General features: G+C 68.4%; 16 protein-coding genes. 1 reads left to right on the top strand and 15 read right to left on the bottom strand.

Annotated elements, in window-relative coordinates; genetic code table 11:
* Nucleotides 1–25 precede the first annotated feature (25 nt).
* From phnE (QWG60_RS09530) to QWG60_RS09495, 8 genes are all read right to left on the bottom strand, one after another.
* The gene (gene phnE / locus QWG60_RS09530) at nt 26–859 is read right to left on the bottom strand and encodes a phosphonate ABC transporter, permease protein PhnE (RefSeq protein WP_146908993.1); all 834 of its coding nucleotides are present in this window, start codon (nt 857–859) and stop codon (nt 26–28) included.
* Nucleotides 856–1,683 (bottom strand): phosphonate ABC transporter, permease protein PhnE, encoded by an 828-nt coding sequence (gene phnE / locus QWG60_RS09525; RefSeq protein ID WP_146908995.1) that lies wholly within the window; start codon nt 1,681–1,683, stop codon nt 856–858. Before phnE (QWG60_RS09525) ends, phnE (QWG60_RS09530) begins: the two co-directional genes overlap by 4 nt.
* A complete protein-coding gene (gene phnC, locus QWG60_RS09520; RefSeq protein WP_146908997.1) occupies nt 1,680–2,504 on the bottom strand; it encodes a phosphonate ABC transporter ATP-binding protein in 825 nt (274 codons plus the stop codon). The genes phnE (QWG60_RS09525) and phnC overlap by 4 nt, the downstream gene beginning before the upstream one ends.
* A gap of 78 nt (nt 2,505–2,582) precedes the next feature.
* Entirely contained in the window at nt 2,583–3,548 is a 966-nt protein-coding gene (gene phnD, locus QWG60_RS09515) for a phosphate/phosphite/phosphonate ABC transporter substrate-binding protein (RefSeq protein ID WP_081945872.1), read from the bottom strand.
* 69 nt (nt 3,549–3,617) lie between these two features.
* Entirely contained in the window at nt 3,618–6,365 is a 2,748-nt protein-coding gene (locus QWG60_RS09510; protein WP_146908999.1) for an ATP-binding protein, read from the bottom strand.
* Entirely contained in the window at nt 6,362–6,550 is a 189-nt protein-coding gene (locus tag QWG60_RS09505; RefSeq protein WP_046078154.1) for a hypothetical protein, read from the bottom strand. The genes QWG60_RS09510 and QWG60_RS09505 overlap by 4 nt, the downstream gene beginning before the upstream one ends.
* Complete coding sequence (locus tag QWG60_RS09500; RefSeq protein WP_107181466.1) at nt 6,547–8,613, bottom strand: 3'-5' exonuclease; 2,067 nt, start codon at nt 8,611–8,613, stop codon at nt 6,547–6,549. Before QWG60_RS09500 ends, QWG60_RS09505 begins: the two co-directional genes overlap by 4 nt.
* Nucleotides 8,610–8,996, bottom strand: coding sequence for a response regulator transcription factor (locus QWG60_RS09495; protein WP_046078152.1), 387 nt, complete (start codon nt 8,994–8,996; stop codon nt 8,610–8,612). Before QWG60_RS09495 ends, QWG60_RS09500 begins: the two co-directional genes overlap by 4 nt.
* Before the next feature lie 142 nt (nt 8,997–9,138).
* On the opposite strand from QWG60_RS09495, the gene QWG60_RS09490 reads away from it, so the two are divergent.
* Nucleotides 9,139–9,816, top strand: coding sequence for a glutathione S-transferase family protein (locus QWG60_RS09490; protein ID WP_146909001.1), 678 nt, complete (start codon nt 9,139–9,141; stop codon nt 9,814–9,816).
* A gap of 18 nt (nt 9,817–9,834) precedes the next feature.
* Here QWG60_RS09490 and QWG60_RS09485 read toward each other — a convergent pair whose 3' ends face one another.
* The 7 genes from QWG60_RS09485 to QWG60_RS09455 form a co-directional block, all read right to left on the bottom strand.
* Complete coding sequence (locus tag QWG60_RS09485; protein ID WP_146909003.1) at nt 9,835–10,599, bottom strand: YdcF family protein; 765 nt, start codon at nt 10,597–10,599, stop codon at nt 9,835–9,837.
* Nucleotides 10,600–10,654: 55 nt separating this feature from the next.
* The gene (gene nth / locus QWG60_RS09480; protein WP_146909005.1) at nt 10,655–11,290 is read right to left on the bottom strand and encodes an endonuclease III; all 636 of its coding nucleotides are present in this window, start codon (nt 11,288–11,290) and stop codon (nt 10,655–10,657) included.
* A gap of 17 nt (nt 11,291–11,307) precedes the next feature.
* A complete protein-coding gene (locus tag QWG60_RS09475) occupies nt 11,308–12,339 on the bottom strand; it encodes an RnfABCDGE type electron transport complex subunit B (RefSeq protein ID WP_046078147.1) in 1,032 nt (343 codons plus the stop codon).
* 7 nt (nt 12,340–12,346) lie between these two features.
* The gene (gene metG, locus QWG60_RS09470; protein WP_146909008.1) at nt 12,347–14,383 is read right to left on the bottom strand and encodes a methionine--tRNA ligase; all 2,037 of its coding nucleotides are present in this window, start codon (nt 14,381–14,383) and stop codon (nt 12,347–12,349) included.
* A gap of 208 nt (nt 14,384–14,591) precedes the next feature.
* A complete protein-coding gene (locus QWG60_RS09465) occupies nt 14,592–16,727 on the bottom strand; it encodes a putative bifunctional diguanylate cyclase/phosphodiesterase (RefSeq protein WP_146909010.1) in 2,136 nt (711 codons plus the stop codon).
* Between the two features lie 129 nt (nt 16,728–16,856).
* Nucleotides 16,857–18,350 carry a tRNA uracil 4-sulfurtransferase ThiI gene (gene thiI / locus QWG60_RS09460; protein WP_046078145.1) on the bottom strand — a complete coding sequence of 498 codons (1,494 nt, stop codon included), beginning with the start codon at nt 18,348–18,350 and terminating at the stop codon, nt 16,857–16,859.
* Between the two features lie 121 nt (nt 18,351–18,471).
* The gene (locus QWG60_RS09455) at nt 18,472–18,753 is read right to left on the bottom strand and encodes a hypothetical protein (RefSeq protein ID WP_016855562.1); all 282 of its coding nucleotides are present in this window, start codon (nt 18,751–18,753) and stop codon (nt 18,472–18,474) included.
* Nucleotides 18,754–18,839: the final 86 nt, after the last annotated feature.

Below are 18,839 nucleotides of genomic sequence, written 5' to 3'. Positions count from 1 at the left end.
GACTTCCTGCGTCACGCCATGACGCTCAGATCAGCGCTCGGCGAACTCGGGCCGAAAGGGCTTCACTGACCACCACCGTGGCGAGGATCACGATCAGGATAGTGGCGACCTGGGACCAGGCCAGGGTGTCGATGGAGGACTGCAGCTTCATGCCGATGCCGCCGGCACCGACCAGGCCCAGGATGGTGCTCTCGCGTATGTTGATGTCCCAGCGGAACATCGCGATGCCCCAGAAGGCCGGCAGCACCTGGGGCACGATGCCGTAGTGGATGACCTGGGCGCGTCCGGCGCCGGTGGCCGTCACCGCCTCGACCTGTCGGCCATCGGTCTCTTCGATCGCTTCATACAGCAGCTTGCCGACGAAACCGATGGAGCGCAGGGCGATGGCCACGATGCCGGCCAGCAGGCCCGGGCCGATGAGCGCCACCAGCAGCAGTGCCCAGATCAGCGAATTGATCGAACGTGAACTCACGATGATGAACAGCGCCACGGGACGCACCAGCAGCGTCGAGGGGGTGGTGTTGCCGGCAGCGAGGAAGGCCACCGGAATCGCCAGGATGATGCCGCCCAGCGTGCCCAGCGTGGCGATGTTGAGGGTGTCCCATAGCGGCAGCAGCAGCTCGGGCAGGTAGGTCGGGTCGGGCGGGAACATACGGCTTCCGATATCGACTGCCTGGTCGGGTGCATCGGCGACGAAGACCCACAGGGTGTTGGCGTTCATCACCTGCCAGCACCAGACGAACAGCGCCACCAGGGCCACCCAGCCGCCCCATAGCGCCAGCCTGGCGCGCGGTGTGCGAAAGCACCAGACCTGCGAGTAGTGGGCGGGTTCGCCCGGGCGGGAATCGAGGGCACTCATTGCAGCGTCTTCCTGAGGTAGCTGGAGCCATATTCCGCGAACATGACGATGGCGATGACGATCAGCAGGATGGCACCGGCGCTGTCGTACTCGTAGCGGTCGATGGCCGTGTTGAGGGTGGCACCGATGCCTCCGGCGCCCACGATGCCGATCACCGCGCTTTCCCGGAAGTTGATGTCCAGCCGGTAGAGCGACAGGCCGATCAGCCGCGGCATGACCTGGGGCTGGATGGCATAGTGGATCAGCTGCAGGCCACTGGCCCCGGTGGCGCGGATGGCCTCGATCTGGCTGGCGCTGGCCTCCTCGATGTCGTCGGCCAGCAGTTTGGCCACGAAGCCGATGGAGGCGAAGGCGAGGGTGAGGAAGCCGGCGAAGGGCCCGAAGCCGAACATGGCGACCAGGAAGATGGCGATGATGATTTCCTGCAGCGACCGGCTGATGGCCACGACCGAGCGGCACACCATGTAGACGGGGCGCGGCGACAGGTTGCGTGCCGCCCCGACCCCGATGGGTATCGATACCAGCACGCCCACCACGGTGGCGGTCAGGGTCATGGTCAGGCTCTCGATCAGCCCCTGACGGATGTCGTGCCAACGGCTGGTGAAATCCGGCTGCAGGAAGCCCTGAACGAAGCGCGCGCCGCGTGACAGGCCCTCCATCAGACGGGCGCCCTCGACCTCCAGCGAGCCGAGTGCGAGGATCAGATAGGCCAGTGCCAGCAGCGGTATGGCCAGTCGCCAGCGGCGCGTGGTGATGAGCTGCGGTGGTCGCCGCCAGTGGCGCGGGTAGGTATGGGATGAACAGGAGCCAGGGGACGAGGTCATGATGCCGACCTCGCGGGCATCATCCGGGGCGTTGCCGCGTCGTCGCCATCGACGGCGTCCGCGTCCGATTCCGCGCCGCTCCAGTCCTCGGCGCCGTAGATCCGAGTGAGGGTCATGTCGTCGAGGTGGTCGGGCGCATCGTCGAAGACGACCTGACCCGCCTTCAGCCCGATCAGGCGATCGAGATAGCGTTGCGCCAGCGGTACATCGTGGATGTTCACGATGGCCGGCAGCCCGCGCTCGGCGCAGACCTCGGTGATCAATCGCATGATCTGGCGGCTGGTCTTGGGATCGAGGCTGGCGGTGGGTTCGTCCACCAGCAGCAGCTCGGGGTCCTGGGCCAGTGCCCGGGCGATGCCCACGCGCTGGCGCTGCCCGCCCGAGAGGGCATCGGCTCGCTTGTCGGCATGCGCCAGCAGCCCCACCCGATCCAGCAGTCGGTAGGCGTTCTCGATGTCCGGGCCCGGAAAGCGTCGGGTGAAGCTGCGCCAGAAGGGCACATAGCCGAGGCGTCCGGACAGCACGTTCTCCATCACGGTCAGTCTCTCGACCAGGGCATATTCCTGGAAGATCATGCCGATGCGGCGCCGGGCCCGGCGAAGTTCACGGCCGCGCAGTGGGACCAGGTCGGTCTCGCCCAGGCGCACGGTGCCGGCCGAGGGCTCCACCAGGCGGTTGATGCAGCGGATGAGGGTCGACTTGCCGGCCCCGGAGGGGCCGATCAGCCCCACCACCTGGCCCTGCGGAATCTGAAAGGTCACCTCACGGAGCGCCGTGTCGCCGGATGCATAGGTCTTGGTGAGTCGGTCGATGGTAAGCAATGGATAGGGTCTCGTTCGATTTTCCTCGACCGGTCGGGCGCGAGCGACGTTCCGCCCACGCCCGGCCGGTCACGAGGCTCATTGGCAGGCGTATTCCACGCCATTGGCCTCGTCGATCTGGCGAATGACCGCCCAATGTTCCTGGAAGGTGATGGGAATGAACTGCTCTTCGCCGTTGCGGCCGAACTCCTCCTCGAGGGCGCTGCCTTCCCAGTCGAAGCTGAAAAAGGCCTCCTGAATCGCTTCCTGCAGCTCGGGCGCCAGGTCGTGGGCGGTGCCATAGCTGGTGGTGGGGAAGGTGTCCGACTGGTAGATGACCTCGATCTGATCGGCGTCGATCACGCCGCGATCGATCATGCGGTTCTTGACCGAGTTGGCCACGGTGGCCACGGCGTAGTCCCGGTTGGCCACGCCCAGCACCGAGTTGTCGTGCTTGCCGGAGAAGTCGACGTCGTAGTCCTCGCCGGAGACCATGCCGAACTCCGAGGCCATCAGCGCGGTGGGCGCCTTGAAGCCTGAGTTGGACGTCTCCGACGTGTGGGTGAGGGTGTTGCCGCGGATGTCCTCCACCTCGTCGATGCCGGAGCCCGGGTGGGTGATGATCTCCATCTCGTAGCCGAAGCTGCCGTCCTCGGCGGCCATCATGGCGAAGGGGCGATAGCCGGCACAGGCGACGGCCAGCGGGTTGGAGCCAGTGTTGAAACCGGCCACGTGGAGGCGGCCGGCACGCATGGCCTCGATCTGGGCGGAATTGGACTGCACCGGGAAGAACTGCACCTTCTTGCCGGTGACGTCCTCCATGTGCTCTAGGAAGCCATCCCACACCTCGGCATACACGGCGGGGTCCTCGACCGGTGTATAGGCGAAGACCAGCGTATCGGGATCGCGCCACTGGGAGGCGTCCTCGGGAATGTCGGCCACCAGGTCGCCATCGGCATCGTGGAAGCGATCACTGAGGGAGAATTCTGCCTGTGCCTGTGACATGCCGGCGGCGAGGGTGGCGGCGACGCCGCCGACGAGCAAAGAGCGAGACATGAGCTGCATGGGAATCACCTGTGTGAGGAGAGACGTGAGTCAGGACACAGGGTGTAACGTTACTGTGACAGCAGCATGTCAGTCGTGAGTCGGCGACATGGCCGGTGCCTCCGGCAGCTCCATCACCAGACAGGCGCCGCCCAGCGTCGGGGCGTCTTCCACCCACAGCCGGCCGCCGAGATGGGCGATGATACCGCGCGAGATTGGCAGGCCCAGCCCGCTGCCACGGGGGCGGGCGCGGGGCGCGCCGTCGTCCTGGTGCTGGATCTGGTGGAACTTCTCGAACACCCGCTCGCGCTCGGCCTCGGCGATGCCGGGGCCGTTGTCCTCCACGGCCAACCGAAAGCCGCGCTTGTAGTGGGTCAGCGCCAGGCGCACGCGCGGGGACGCGCCGTCGGCGAACTTGCCGGCGTTGTCGAGCAGATTGATGACCACCTGTTCCAGCCGGTCGGGGTCGCCGATCACCGGCGCGGCGTCCACCTCGAGGGCCACCTCCAGCGTGATGCCGCGCTCCTCCAGCGGGCGCTGCACCGCCTCGACACCTCGGCGGGCCAGCTCGGCGAGATCGAGCCGCTCGGGATGCAGCGTCAGTCGGCCGCTCTCGAGGCGGGCCAGGTCGAGTATCTCCTCGATCAGTCGAGACAGCCGCTGGCTCTCGCGTACCACCACCTCGAGGAAGTGTTCGCGCTTGTCGTCGGGCAGGTCGCGATGATCGCGCAGGATCTCGGCGAAGGCGCGGATCGAGGTCAAGGGCGTCCTCAGCTCGTGGCTGACCATGGCCACGAACTCGTCCTTGAGGCGGTCGAGTTCGCGCAGCCGTTCATTGGCCTCGCGCAGCGCCTCGCCGGTGCGCTCGAGCTCGCGGGACTTCTGCTCGAGGCGGCGGTTCATCTCCAGCGTCTCGGAGGTGGTATCGAGCACGCTCAGCAGCGCCGGCAGGTCGAGGGCTTCGCCGCGCACCACCGAGTCGATCAGCACTCGGGCCGAGGCGCTGCCCAGCGCCCCGGCCAGCGCCCGTTCGCCCCGCGCCACCAGCGCCGGCGACGCGGGGTGCCGGTCGTCCTGATCGGGTTCTTCGGCGAATACCCGGGCGGTGGTGGCCGCGCCCAGATAGCGGTCGAGCAGGGCGCGCAGCTCGCCGCGCGGCGTGTGGCCGGCATGCCCCATCGAGGCCTGGTCGAGACGGGGATGCAGCGCCTCGGTGAACAGCGCGGCCTGGGTCTGCTCCAGCGGCGACTGGCGCGTGAACAGCGAGACGCCGACCAGCAGGCCGACGTTGGCGATCAGGCTCCACAGCAGCGCGTGGGTATAGATGTCCCAGCCCTCGAGCCCGAACAGCGCATAGGGTCGGAGCCAATCGACACCGAACGGGCCGTCGGTGAGGAAACCGGCGTCGAGCCAGCCGGACTGAGCGAAGCCCGGGATCAGCAGCGTCCAGGCCCACACCGCGAAGCCGGCGGCGAGGCCGAGCCCGGCGCCGAGCCGATTGGCGCCGCGCCAGTAGAGGCCGATCAGCAGCGCCGGGGTGAACTGGGCCGCGGCGGCGAAGGACACCAGGCCGATGGTGACCAGGCTGTAAGCGTCCCCCACCAGCGCATGGTAGCCGTAGCCCAGCAGCAGGATGGCCAGTATCGCCAGACGCCGCACGCCGAGCATCCAGCCGGCCAGCGCGCCCTGGCCGCCGCGGGGCAGCAGCCGGGCGCGCAGCAGCAGCGGCATCACCAGCTGGTTGCTGACCATGGTGGACAGCGCGATGGTCTCGACGATCATCATGCCCGTGGCCGCCGACAGGCCGCCGATGAAGACCAGCAGCGGCAGCCCCTCGGCGCCGGTGGCCAGCGGCAGCGTCAGCACGAAGCTGTCCGGATCGCCCCCGGCATCGCCCAGCAGGCCGGCCAGGGCGATGGGCAGCACGAACAGGTTGATCGCCAGCAGATACAGCGGAAACAGCCAGGTCGCCCGGATGATGTGTCGCTCGTCGACGTTCTCGACCACCATCACCTGGAACTGGCGTGGCAGGCCGAGGAAGGCCAAAAAGGCCAGGGCGAGGGTGCCCACCCAGCCCAGGGCGCCGCCCGGTACCGCGGCCAGGCCCAGCACCCCGAGCAGGTCCGGGGTCTTGGCGACCCGGGTGAACAGCTCGCCGGGGCCGCGGTAGAGCACGAAGACCGTGAACGCGCCGACCGCCAGGAAGGCCGCCAGCTTGACCAGCGACTCGAAGGCGATGGCGGCGACCATGCCCTCATGGCGTTCGCTGGCGTCCAGGTGGCGGGTGCCGAACAGGATGATGAACACCGCCAGCACCAGCGCCACCCAGAACGACTTATCGGCCCAGAAGGCGGTGGTCTCCAGGGCCTGGCCGGCCGTCCCGGGGTAGTCGACCAGTACCGCGTGACTCAGCGTGATGGCCTTGAGCTGCAGGGCGATGTAGGGCGTGATGCCGATCAGGGCGATCAGCGCCACCAGGGCGCCCAGCCCGGTACTCTTGCCGTAGCGGGCGCTGATGAAATCGGCGATCGACGTGAGGCGCTGGGCGCGGGCGATGCGCACCATCTTGCGGGTCACGAAGGGGGCCAGCAGCATGGCCAGCGTCGGGCCGAGATAGATCAGCAGGAAGCTGGGGCCGGTCTCGGCGGCGCGCCCGACGCTGCCGTAGAAGGTCCAGGCGGTGCAGTAGACGGCGATCGACAGCGCGTAGATGGTGGGGGAGCCGATGATCGATCGGCCTCGTGCGGCGCGCCGGTCGCCCCAGGCGGCGATCAGGAACAGCAGGGCCAGGTAGCCGAAGGCCACGGCCAGCACGGTCCACTCGCCGCGCAGGCTCATTCCCGGCGCCCGCCTTCCAGCAGCCAGGCGGCCAGCGCGATCACCGCGGCCCAGGCGAGGAAGACATACAGCGTCAGGGCGCCGGGGCCCAGGCGCTCGGTGACCAGCAGCAGCGGCGGCGTGAACAGCAGCGTCGCCAGGATGATCAGGGCGATCAGGCGCTCCTTGCGGCGTGACGTCATCATGAAGCGCTGGCGTCCTCCCGATCGAAGGCGCTCGCCTGCAGGGCCAGTACCGCCGCCAGGGTGTCGATGCCCCGGGCCTCGAGGCGCGGCAGCAGGGCCAGCCATAGCTCGGCGGTGACCCGGGCATCCCCCAGCGCGGTGTGGCGGCTGCCCGGCGGGAAGGCGAGTCCGTAGCGTTCGGCCAGGGAATCCAGGTCATGGCCGTCGAGGCTGGGGTCCAGACCGCGCGAGATCAGCAGGCTGTCCAGCACCGGCATGTCGAGGGAGACGCCGCCGTCCGATGGCTGCAGGGCCAGCAGGTCGAAGGCGGCGTTGTGGGCCAGTAGCACGGCGTCGCCGACGTAGTCGCGAAAGCGCGGCAGGGCGACGGCGGCGGGCGGGGCGCCGGTGACGTCGGCGTCGGTGAGACCATGGATGGCGGTGCTGGCCGGCGGAATCGGCCGGCCGGGATCGATGAGCAGGTCGAAGGTCTCGCTGGCCAGCAGCCGCGCGTTGACGATGCGGCAGGCCCCGATGCTGATCACCCGGTCGCCGCGGCGCAGCTCCAGGCCGGTGGTCTCGGTATCGCAGGCCACGATCTCCAGCGCCCGCAGCGGCCGGGCGGCGAGCTCGGCGTCAGGCGGTGGCAGCTCGGCGATGCCGAAGTCATGAAACTCGGGGCGAGGCGGTGGAGCCGGACGAGGGGCGCCCACTCGCTCCAGCGCCGGCAGGGGCAGCCGAAGGCGGGCATGAACGCCGTCTTCATCGGCCAGGCTCCAGGCATCGCTGGCATGCTGGCGGAGCACCTCTCCGAGAGTCGGGGCCAGCGGCAGGGCCTCGAGGCGTTCGCCTCGCCAGGCCGACAGCTCGCGTTCGCTGAGCGCTGCCCCCTGCCAGCACAGGTCGAGGTAGGCGCGCTGGTTGCCCAGGCAGACCTCGCCGTCGAAGCGGGTCTCGCCGGTGCGCTCGGCCAGCCGGGTCAGCAGTCTGTGCAGGGCCTCGAGCAGCACCGGGGCATCGCCCTTGAGCCAGGCCGGCATGCCGATGGGCGTGAGGGTCGGGCCGCCGGCAGGCAGGCGTTCGACGAGGCCGGCCCAGAGATCGTTGGACCACAGCGGGGACAGACGCTCGGCCCGGCGCTGCTGGGCGTCGAGCGTTTCACCCAGCCGCTCCAGGCCTTCGGCCAGCCCGCGCCCTTCCTCCTCGACCACCCCCGACAGGCGCTGGCGCAGGGCGTCGTTATCGGTGCCCCGCAGGTGCCCCAGGGCATCGGCGGCGCTGGTCAAGCCGGCGCCATGGCGGCGCAGGGCGGGCAGCAGCTCGGCCAGGGCCGCACCGGCGCCCAGCTCGTTGTGCCAGCTGGCCGTGGCATCCACCAGCGTCAGCAGGGTCTCGCCCTGGCTCTCGGGGATGCGTCTGAGGGTCGCGCGCAGCCAGCGCTCGCCGCAGGGGACCAGCACGTCCCTGGGCGTCGCGTCTTCGGGCAGCTGGCGCAGGGCCTCCTGCAGGCTGGCGGCGGGTAGCAGGGTGTCGAGTCGCTTGCCGAGCCCCAGGCCGGGGGCATCGGCGAACAGGGCCTCGGCGGCGGGGTTGAACAGCAGGAGCCGGCGATGGCGATCGCAGAGCAGCAGCGGCGTGTCCAGCACCTGCAGCAGGGCCTCGAGCTCCTGGCGAATGCGGGCGGCGCTGCGCGCCCCTTCGGCGCGGGCGTTGCCCAGCCGGGCACGATCGTCGCGCCAGGCCTCGCGGATGCGCACCAGGTCGGGCCCCAGGCCGCGCAGCCAACCCTCCGGGGGATAGTCGTCTACGGCATCGGGGTTGGCCACCAGGCGTGCCAGCTGCACCTGCAGATGCCGCAGCGGCATGAACAGCCGCCGTTCGAGGATCAGGCCGACCAGGAAGATGGTGCCGCCGCCGGAGAAACTGCCGGCCCACAGGGCCCCGCGGGCCAGGCCCTCGGGGGCCAGCAGGCCGTCGAGCCACAGGGCGAAGAGTGCACCGCCCAGCAGGCTCACGCCGCTCAGCAGCAGCCACAGCCCGATCAGGGTCTGTCGGCGAGGCGGACCGGGACGGCGGCGGGTCATGGTTCGCCCTCCCGTCCGGCGTCGGCGAGCAGCCTCTTGACCCGCTCGACCAGCTCGCGGGTCGAGAAGGGTTTGGTGATGTAGTCGTCGGCGCCCAGGGCCAGGCCCTTCTCGCGTTCCACCTCACGCCCGTGAGCGGTGAGCATGATGATCGGCAGGCGTGCGAAGTCGGGATCGGCGCGCAGCCGTTCCAGCACGTCGAAGCCGCCGATGCCCGGCAGGCTGATGTCGAGCAGCATCAGATCCGGTCGCGTCTCGGACACGCGGGCCAGCGCCGTCTCGCCGTCCTCCGCGGTCACCACCTCGAAGTCGGCCTGCTGCATCAGAAACTCCAGCGACAGGACGATATTGGGCTCGTCGTCCACTACCAGCACCTTGCGCATGCCGTCCTCCCCGTGACGCCCGTTGCACGACGCATTAAATCCCAGTGTCTCCAAGTCTAGAGAGGGCTCCTGAGGTGGCAAAGACGACCTTGGGCCAAGCCCGTTACACTGGCGACTCACGAAAGGACAGGGAGAGCGTCTCATGATTCGCGTACATCATCTGGAGAACTCGCGTTCCCAGCGCGTGCTGTGGCTGCTGGAGGAGCTGGGTGTCGAGTATGAGCTGGTCGTTTATCGGCGTGATCCCGAGACCATGCTGGCCCCGGCCTCACTGAAAGAGGTGCATCCGCTGGGCAAGTCGCCGGTGATCACCGATGAGGCGCGGGGTGGGCGGGCCATCGCCGAGTCGGGGGCGATCATCGAATACCTGCTCGAGCATCACGATGCCGACGGCCAGTTGGCGCCGCCCGTCGGCAGCGATGAGCGCGAGCGTTATCGCTTCTGGCTGCACCATGCCGAGGGGTCGGCGATGCCGCCGCTGGTGATGCGGCTGGTGTTCTCGCGCCTCGGTAAGCCGCCGGTGCCGGCCCTGGTGCGGCCGCTGGGGCGGCAGTTCGCCAAGGGCGTGGAGCAGAACTTCCTGGGGCCGCGCATCACCGAGCTGCGCGACTTCTGGGAGGCCGAGCTTGACGCTTCGACCTGGTTCGCCGGAGAGGCCTTCTCGGCGGCGGACATCCAGATGAGCTTTCCGGTGCTGGCGCTCGAGGGGCGCGGCGGGCTCGCATCGGCGCCCCGGTTGCAGGACTTCCTGGCCCGCTGCCGCGAGCGTCCGGGGTATCGAAAGGCGATCGAGCGCGGCGGGGAGTTTTCGCTGGGGTAAGGGCCCGGGGCGGGCGATTCAAGGCAGGAGCCTGGCCTTGAGCCATCCTTCACCGCGTCCCAGCCATTCGTGCAGGGCGCGGGTGCTCTGATGCAGGTGATAGGCGCTGGGGCGCCAGGCCAGGGGGCCATCGGGAGGAGGGCTGGCGAACTCGGTGGGGGCCGGCGTGACGGCAAGGCCCGCGCGCTCGAACTCGGCCGTGGCGCGCGGGAGATGCCAGGCCTGGGACACCAGCGCCACATGGTCGATGCCTTCGGCGGTGAGCATCTCGGCGCTTCGCCGCGCGTTGTCCGCCGTATTGGCGCTGCCGCCTTCCCGCCAGCGGACCGGCACGTCGAACACCTCGCGCAGGGCGGCCGCCATCAGGCTGGCCTCGGCGCTGTGTTCATCATGGACCCGACCGCCGCTGACCAGGATCGGCAGGCCGCTCTGGCGATGCAGCCAGGCACCGTACGCCAGGCGCCGCCAGCTGGCGTTGGACGGGGCGTCGCCCCAGCCGAATTCGGGGGCGTCGTAGTCACGGCCGCCGCCGAGAATCACGATGGCGCTTGCTCGTTCCCCCAGGGCACCGTCCATGAGGGCGCTGACGGCAAGCGGCTGAGGCTCCAGCCCCTGACGCAGGGCATGGCTGACCGTCGGTGTGGCGAGCACGATCAGGCTGCCCAGGCCCAGCGCGACCAGCAGCCCGCCGATCACATGCAGGCGCATCCACAGCAGGCCGCCGACCAGGATCAGCCAGGCGTTGAGCAGCGGAGGCAGCAACAGCGACTCGAGCAGGGCCATGCAGCGTCTCCCTCGCCGGTCATGTCCGGCGCGTTGGGCGGTGGGTGAAGAGCGCCTACAGGTCCACCTTGTCCGGAAATTCGCACAGATCCTCGATCACGCAGCTGCCGCAGCGCGGCTTGCGGGCCACGCAGGTGTAGCGGCCGTGCAGGATCAGCCAGTGGTGGGCGTCCTGGCGGAATGCCTTGGGGACGTGGCGAAGCAGCTTCTGCTCCACCTCGACCACGTCCTTGCCCTTGGCGATGCCGGTGCGGTTGGAGACCCGGAAGATATGGGTGTCCACGGCGATGGTCGGCTCGCCGAAGGCGGTGTTGAGGATGACGTTGGCGGTCTTGCGGCCGACGCCTGGCAGTGCCTCGAGCGCCTTGCGGGTACGCGGAACCTCGCCGTCGTGCTGCTCCACCAGGATGCGGCAGGTCTTCATCAGGTTCTCGGCCTTGGTGTTGTACAGGCCGATGGTCTTGATGTGTTCCTTCAGGCCGTCGAGGCCCAGCTCGAGGATGGCCGCCGGGGTGTTGGCCACCGGAAACAGCCGGTCGGTGGCCTTGTTGACGCCCACGTCGGTGGCCTGGGCCGACAACAGCACCGCGGCCAGCAGCTCGAAGGGCGTCGACCAGTTGAGCTCGGTGGTGGGCTCGGGGTTGTGCTCGCGCAGGCGGGCGAAGATCTCGTGGCGTTTCTGGGCGTTCATAGCGTGGGCGACAGTGATCAGTGGGAGGCGGAGCCGAGGGTGGCACGCGCCTCGGCGAGCATGCGCTCGGCGCGCTCGATCTGCTCGTGGGCGGCGGCGATGCCCGCGTCGTCGCGCTGGCGCTCGGCGTGGGCCAGCTGCTGGCGGGCGCGGCGCCGGGCCTGTTCGGCGGCGTTGACGGCGAAGCGGCGCTGACGCTCGGTCTGCCGCGCGCTCTTGCCCACATCGTCGTTCGCGGGCTGGGAGCCGTCGGTCGCATCGAGCTGACGATCGATGTCGGCCAGGCGCTGGCGAAGCTCCGTGTCGCGACGGTCGAGCTCGTCGCGCTTGTCGGGCGCGAGATCGCTCGCCTGGCGCTGGCGATCCAGTCGCTTGAGGCTGGCGACCAGGCTGACCCGGCTGGCGCGCAGGGCACTGGAGGACGCTGCCGGCGCCTGGGGCTGCGTCGCCGTGGGCGCCTGGGGTTGGGCCTGATGGGGCGACCGGGCCGGCGCGGCCTGTCTGGCGCTGCGCTTGCGCCGCCGCTCTCGCTTGGCATCTTCCTCGCGGACGAGACGATCGTTGCGCGCCTCGAAGCGGCGACGGCCGCGCTCGGCGCGCCGAGCCAGGTAGGCGTCCTGCTCGGCCTCGCCGTCGGCGGCCTGCCAGTGCGGATGCGGCAGCAGGTCGATGCAGTCGACCGGGCAGGGGGCCACGCAGAGTTCACAGCCGGTGCATTCGGCCTCGATCACCGTGTGCATGTGCTTGGCGGCGCCGAGGATGGCGTCCACCGGGCAGGCCTGGATGCACTTGGTGCAGCCGATGCACTCGGCCTCGCGAATCCGCGCCACCAGCGGCGATTGGGCGGGCTGCTCCAGCGGCACCTCGGTACGACCGGTCAGCTCGGCCAGCCGCACCACGGTGGCCTGGCCGCCGGGCGGGCAGCGGTTGATCGCCTCGCCTTCCGCGATGGCCTCGGCGTAGGGACGACAGCCGTCGTGGCCGCACTTGCCGCACTGGGTCTGCGGCAAGGCGGCGTCGACGGCCTCGATCAGGGCGGGCTGCGTCATGCCCGGATCAGCTCACGCGCTGGCCGGGCTGGGCGCCGGAGTGGGGCTCCAGCAGGTAGATGCCGTCGTCATCGCCGGCGGCCAGCACCATGCCTTCGGAGACGCCGAAGCGCATCTTGCGCGGCGCGAGGTTGGCGACCATCACCGTCAGGTGACCTTCCAGGGCCTCCGGGGCGTAGGCCTTGCGGATGCCGGCGAAGACGTTGCGCGTCTCGCCGCCCAGGTCCAGGGTCAGCTGGAGCAGCTTGTCGGCGCCCTCGACGTATTCCGCCTTGGCGATGCGGGCGATGCGCAGGTCGACCTTGGCGAAGTCGCCGAAGTCGATCGTCTCGGCGATGGGATTGTCGGCCAGCGGCCCCTTGGGGGTGTCCTTGAGCTTCTGTTCTTCCACCAGATCCTCCTTGGACGCTTCGATCATGGCGTCGATGCGGTCGCGCTCGACCCGGGTCATCAGCGGCTTGAACTTGGCGATCTCGTGGTCCACCAGCAGCTCCTGGCGGCTGTCCCAGTCGAGGGAGTCGAGCTTCAGGAAGGCGCGGGCGCCTTCGGCCATCTCGGGCAGCACCGGGGCCAGGTAGACCATCAGCTGGCGGAACAGGTTGATGCCCACCGAGCAGATGTCGAGCACTTCCTGCTCGCGGCCTTCCTGCTTGGCCAGCACCCAGGGCTCGGCCTCGGCGATGTAGGTGTTGGCCTCGTCGGCGAGTTCCATCACCTTGCGCATGGCGCGGCCGAACTCGCGGGCCTCGAAGGCCTCGGCGATCTCGTCGCCGGCGGCGACGAAGCGGGCGACGCGCTGGGGCTCGGCGCAGTGGGCCGAGAGCTTGCCGCCGCCGAGCTTCTTGACGAAGCCGGCGCAGCGGCTGGCGATGTTGACGACCTTGCCGACCAGGTCCGAGTTCACGCGCTGGGCGAAGTCCTCGAGGTTGAGGTCCAGGTCATCGACGCCGGCGGTGAGCTTGGCGGCGAAGTAGTAGCGCAGGTACTCGGGGTTCAGATGTTCGGCATAGGTCGCGGCCTTGATGAAGGTGCCGCGCGACTTGGACATCTTGGCGCCGTTGACGGTGACGAAGCCGTGGCAGTTCACCGCGGTCGGCGTGCGCATGCCGGCGCCGTGCAGCATGGCCGGCCAGAACAGCGCGTGAAAGTAGACGATGTCCTTGCCGATGAAGTGATAGACCTCGGCGTCGGAATCCTCGCGCCAGTAGGCGTCGAAGTCGAGGCCCTCGCGCTCGCAGAGGTTCTTGAAGCTGGCCAGGTAGCCGATCGGGGCATCCAGCCAGACATAGAAGTACTTGCCCGGGGCGTCGGGGATCTCGAAGCCGAAGTAGGGCGCGTCGCGGGAGATATCCCACTCGTTGAAGCCCGACTCGAACCACTCCATCAGCTTGTTGCGGATCTGCGGCTGGACGTGATCGTCGTTGATCCAGCCCTGCAGGAAGGCCGCGAAGTCGGGCAGCTTGAAGAAGTAGTGCGTGGAGCTGCGGACTTCCGGGGTGGCACCGGAGATCGCCGAGACCGGGTCGATCAGCTCGGCCGGGGTGTAGGTGGCCCCGCAGGCCTCGCAGTTGTCGCCGTACTGGTCGTCGGCCTGGCACTTCGGGCAGGTGCCCTTGATGAAGCGGTCGGCCAGGAACAGCCCTTTCTCCGGATCGTACATCTGCTCGATGTCGCGGGTGGCGATGTGCCCCTGATCGCGCAGCCGGGTGTAGATCAGCTCGCTGAAGTGGCGGTTTTCCTCGGAGTGGGTCGAGTGATAGTTGTCGAAGGCCACCCCGAAGCGCGAGAAGTCGGCCTGGTGTTCCTGGCTGACGCGGTCGATCAGCGCCTGGGAGGTGATGCCCTCCTGTTCGGCGCGCAGCATGATGGCGGTGCCGTGGGCATCGTCGGCGCAGACGTAGTGGCAGTCATGACCGCGGCTCTTCTGGAAGCGCACCCAGATGTCGGTCTGGATGTATTCCAGCAGGTGGCCCAGGTGGATGGCGCCGTTGGCGTAGGGCAGGGCGCTGGTGACCAGGATCTTGCGCGGGGCGATGTTCGACATGGTGGCTCAGAGGTTCCCGTAGACGTGGAGCACGGCGGCCGACTCGACGCCTGGGCGAAGTCGAGGCCGTCATGCGGATATCCGTGAAATCAGGCCCGGATTGTAGCATTTTCCTCGCCGGCTGCATCCGCCCGGGCCCTTGCCGGCTCGGGCTCGGGCCGGGCCTCCAGGAGGCGGGGGGATGGCGTGTCGAGCGTGAGCGGGGTGGTCAGTGAGGCCCCTTGGACCGGCTCGCCAGCCAGGGCGGGATGCGTTCGGCGGGCATGGGGCGGGCGATGGCATAGCCCTGGGCCTGGGAGGCGCCCAGCTCGAGCAGACGCTGGCAGTGTGCGGGTGACTCGGCGCCTTCGGCGATCACGTCGAGCCCGAGTCGTGCGCCGATCTGGATGATGCTCTGGACGAGGGCGGCGTCGCGTTCGTCCTTCAGGATGGCGCCGACGAAGCGCTTGTCGATCTTGAGGGCGTCGATGGGCAGCTCACGCAGATGCGCCAGCGACGAGTAGCCGGTGCCGAAGTCGTCCAGGGCGATGCACAGGCCCGAGTGCCGGCAATGCTGGAGCGTACGGGTGATGGCGTCGAGATCCGCCACGGCGGCGCTTTCCTGGAACTCGATCTCCAGCAGACGCCGGTCCAGCCTGGGGTAGCGCGCCAGAGCCGCCGTCAGCCGATCGCAGAACTCGGGCAGGGCCAGATCGTTGGCGCTGGCGTTGAAGCTGATGCGCAGGGCGAGCCCCTGGCGCTGCCAGTCCGCGAGCTGATGCAGGACCCGTTCGACCACCCAGTCGCCGAGGGGCGCCTCGAGACGACTGCCGAGCAGCTGGGGCAGGAAATCATCGGGTTCCAGAAGTCCATGCTCGGGATTCTCCCAGCGAATCAGGGCCTCGAGACCACAGACCTCACCGCTGAGCAGATTGACCCTAGGCTGATAGTGGAGCCGGAACTCGTCGTCACGGAAGGCCTGTTCGAGGCGGTCCAGGCGCCGGCGGCCGGGCGACGAATCCTCGCGCTCTTCGGGATCGAACAGGGCATAGCGGTTCTTGCCGCCGCGCTTGGCGCAATACATGGCCTGATCGGCATGGCGCAGCAGGATGCCCGCCTCCGCATCGTCCTGTGGAAACAGGGTGATGCCGATGCTGGTGGAAATGCGTACCAATGAGTCGTCCAGGGGGATGGGCCTGGCGATGAGGTAGCGGACTCGCTCGACGATCCGCAGGCATTCCTCGCGGTCTTCCAGGTCGGTCAGCAGCAGGGCGAACTCGTCGCCGCCCAGCCGGGCGAGCACATCGTCGGCGCGAATGGCATCGCGTAATCGCTGGGCAATCGTGATCAGCACCTGGTCGCCAGCCGCATGGCCCAGGCGGTCATTTATCGGCTTGAAGCCGTCCAGATCGAGGAAGCACACCGCCAGCAGCGTGTCGTCACGACGGGCCCGTGGCAGCGCGTCCGCGAGGTGTTCGGCGAAGTGGCGGCGATTGGGCAGTTCGGTCAGCACGTCGTGTCGTGCCAGGTGGCGCAGTTCGTCCTGGTGGCGCTTGAGATGGGTGATGTCGGAGAAGGTGGCGACGTAGTGGAGTGTCCGGCCCTGGTCGTCACGTACCACAGAGGCCGAAAGCATGAGCGGGTAGGCCTCGCCGTTGCGCCGGTAACCGACGATCTCGCCCTTCCAGCTGTCTTCCACGTCCAGGTGGCGGCAGATCGCCTCGTAGGTTTCCGCGTTGTGCTGTGCGGTGCCCAGCATGCCGGGGGTCAGGCCCAGCACGTCCTGCCTGGCATAGCCGGTGATGCGAGTGAAGGCAGCGTTGGTGTCGCAGATGCGCCGCTCGGCATCGGTGATCATGATGGCGTCGGAGCTTGAATCGAAGACGCTGGCGGCGAGACGCCGCTGGTTCTCCGCCTGGCGTTGTTCGGTGATGTCGTGGCCGATGCAGATCATGCCGCCGCACGGCAGGGCGACGTTGGCCCACAGGGTGGTGAGTCGTCGTCCTTCGCGGGTCGTCGGTGTCCACTCCCGAAACCGCGAGCCGTCACCGGACGACAGGCCGGCCACGACCGCCCGATATTCTGCCGGGTCGGGGTAGAAGAGCGTCAGGGGGGCGGGGTGGTTCATCACCTCATCGGCCGTCCAGCCGAAGACCCGTTCGCACTGATGGTTCCAGAGGATGCAGTGCCCCTGTTCATCGAAACCGTCGATCATGATCGGGGCATGACCGAACAGTCGCTCGACCAGCGCCAGTACGTCGTCGCGCCATTCGCCCTGTTCCGCGGATGCCTCGAGCGTCTCGAGCGTCTCGGCGAGGTGAACGAGCGGGTGACGTCTGGTCGGCGGATTGGAACCCATATCCATATCAGGCAACCCACGGAGTGAAGTGCCCTCACTATAGTGGGATGCCGCGTGGCCTGCCTCGGTCTCGAGTAGGAGATCGCTCCATCGACGACTAGGAAAATAGAGCGAATGTCCGTCGGGACCGGGACCTCAGGCGTCGGGACGGTGCTGATAGACGCCGAAGTGATGCAGTCCGCGGTCGGCGAGGTGGAGCGCCTGCATGCGGCTCATCACGCCCTGGTCGCAGTACAGCAGATAGTGCCGGTCCGTATCGAGCTCGGGGGCCCGGTCCTGCAGCTCGTAGAAGGGAATCTCGATCAGCGGCACCTGTGCCAGTTCCTGGGGCAGCGCCAGGGGCGCGGCCTCGCGTTCGTCGGCACGGCGAATGTCGACGATGCAGGGCGTGTCGAGCCCGGCGAGCTCCTCGGGCGTCTTCACCGTGGCGACCTCGGTCGGCGCAGGCTCGCGCTCCAGCACCTCATCGATGCGCTTGATGATCGCCGCCTCGATGGCGTCGTCGAGCACCCGGTCGTCGAAGTCGCGTTCGGCCGCCAGCACGTCGTCCAGCGGCGCCTTGTTGTGCGGTCGCCGCGAGATCACGCCGCAATACTCCGGCATCGATTCGGCGATGCGGGCGGTGTCTATCTGCCGTGCCCGGTCGATGATGTCCTGCTTGTCGTCGGTGAGCACCGGGCGCAGGATCGGTCGCTCGCTGACGTCGTCGATCACCGCCAGGTTGGCCAGGGTCTGGCTGGAGACCTGGGCGATGGCCTCGCCGGTGACCAGTGCCGGGATACGCAGCCGCTGCGCCATGCGGTTGGCGGCGCGGATCATCAGCCGCTTGAGCACCACGCCCATCAGGCCATCCGGAATGGTGCGCAGGATCTCGCCCACCACGCCATCGAAGGGCACCGAGATGAACTTCACCTTGTGAGAGACGCCGTAGCGTGACCAGAGATGGTGGCTGACCTCGCGCACGCCGGCCTCGTGGGCCGGGCCGCCCAGGTTGAAGAACAGGAAGTGGGTCTTCACGCCGCGGCGGATCATCTTCCAGGCCGCCACCGGGGAGTCAAAGCCGCCAGACATCAGCGCCAGGGCCTGCCCCTGCACGCCCAGCGGGTAGCCGCCGAGTCCCTTCCAGCGTGCCCGGATCACCTGCAGGCGCCGATCGTTGAGCTCCACCGGCACCACCACCTCGGCATGCTTGAGGTCGACCCGGGCGTTCGGTGTCGCCTCCAGCAGCCGGCCACCGAGGTAACGCTCCATGTCCGCCGAGGTGAAGTCGTGTTCACCGCGGCGCTTGGCCTGGACCCGGAAGCTGTGTCCGGCGATCACCGGGCTCCATAGCGGCACGATATGCTCGGCGGCCTGTTCCAGCGACTCGAAGCGTACTTCCTCGGTGGCCAGCACCTGCTGGATGCCGGGAATGCGGGTGAGGCTGTCTTCGATGGCGGCTGTGGTGTCGCCATCGAGGCCTTCCGGCAGGCGCACCCGAATGGCGTCCCACTGATCCTTGACCCGCACCCGGTCGTCCAGGCGACGCAGAGTGTTACGGATATTGGCCGTCAGGCAGCGCGTCATCTGCTGGCGTACCGAACGGGACTTGATGGTGATCTCGGGGTGAAGCTTGAGGAGATAGAGCATGCGAGGCGGCGTTGAAGCGAGGCGTGGAAAAAGGGCGCGCATTGTACCAGCTGGCGTGAAGGCGCGCAGGTCGAGGGAGGCGATGCCGCGGAAGTGTCCCTCGACCCGATGCGGAGCGGCCTCAGTAGAGGGCCTGCTCCTCCCGCACCACTTCCTTGAGCAGTTCCAGGAACAGCCGGTCGGCCTCGGAGTGCTCCTTGGGATCTTCCGGAATGTGCACGCTGGTGGTGTCGGAAATCTCGTTGGCGATCTGGGCCATGACCTGGGTCTGGTCGCCCTCACCGAGGCGCTCGCGGGCGATCGTCAGCGACTGTTCGAGGATCTTGGGGTCCTGCAGCAGCTTCTTGATGAAGCTGCGTAGCTCATTGATGACACGAGTCTTCTGGATCTCCGATGACGACATGCCGATTCTCCTTGGGCGGGCCGTGTGACTGATGGTGCTGACGATAGCACGTTTGGGCTTTCCGGTGAGAGCGGGCGTGGCATCGG

This window comes from Halomonas halophila (assembly GCF_030406665.1).
Taxonomy (GTDB): domain Bacteria; phylum Pseudomonadota; class Gammaproteobacteria; order Pseudomonadales; family Halomonadaceae; genus Halomonas; species Halomonas halophila.
The sequence above is the reverse complement of the archived record's forward strand: the minus strand, read 5'-3'. Positions and strand labels throughout refer to the sequence as shown.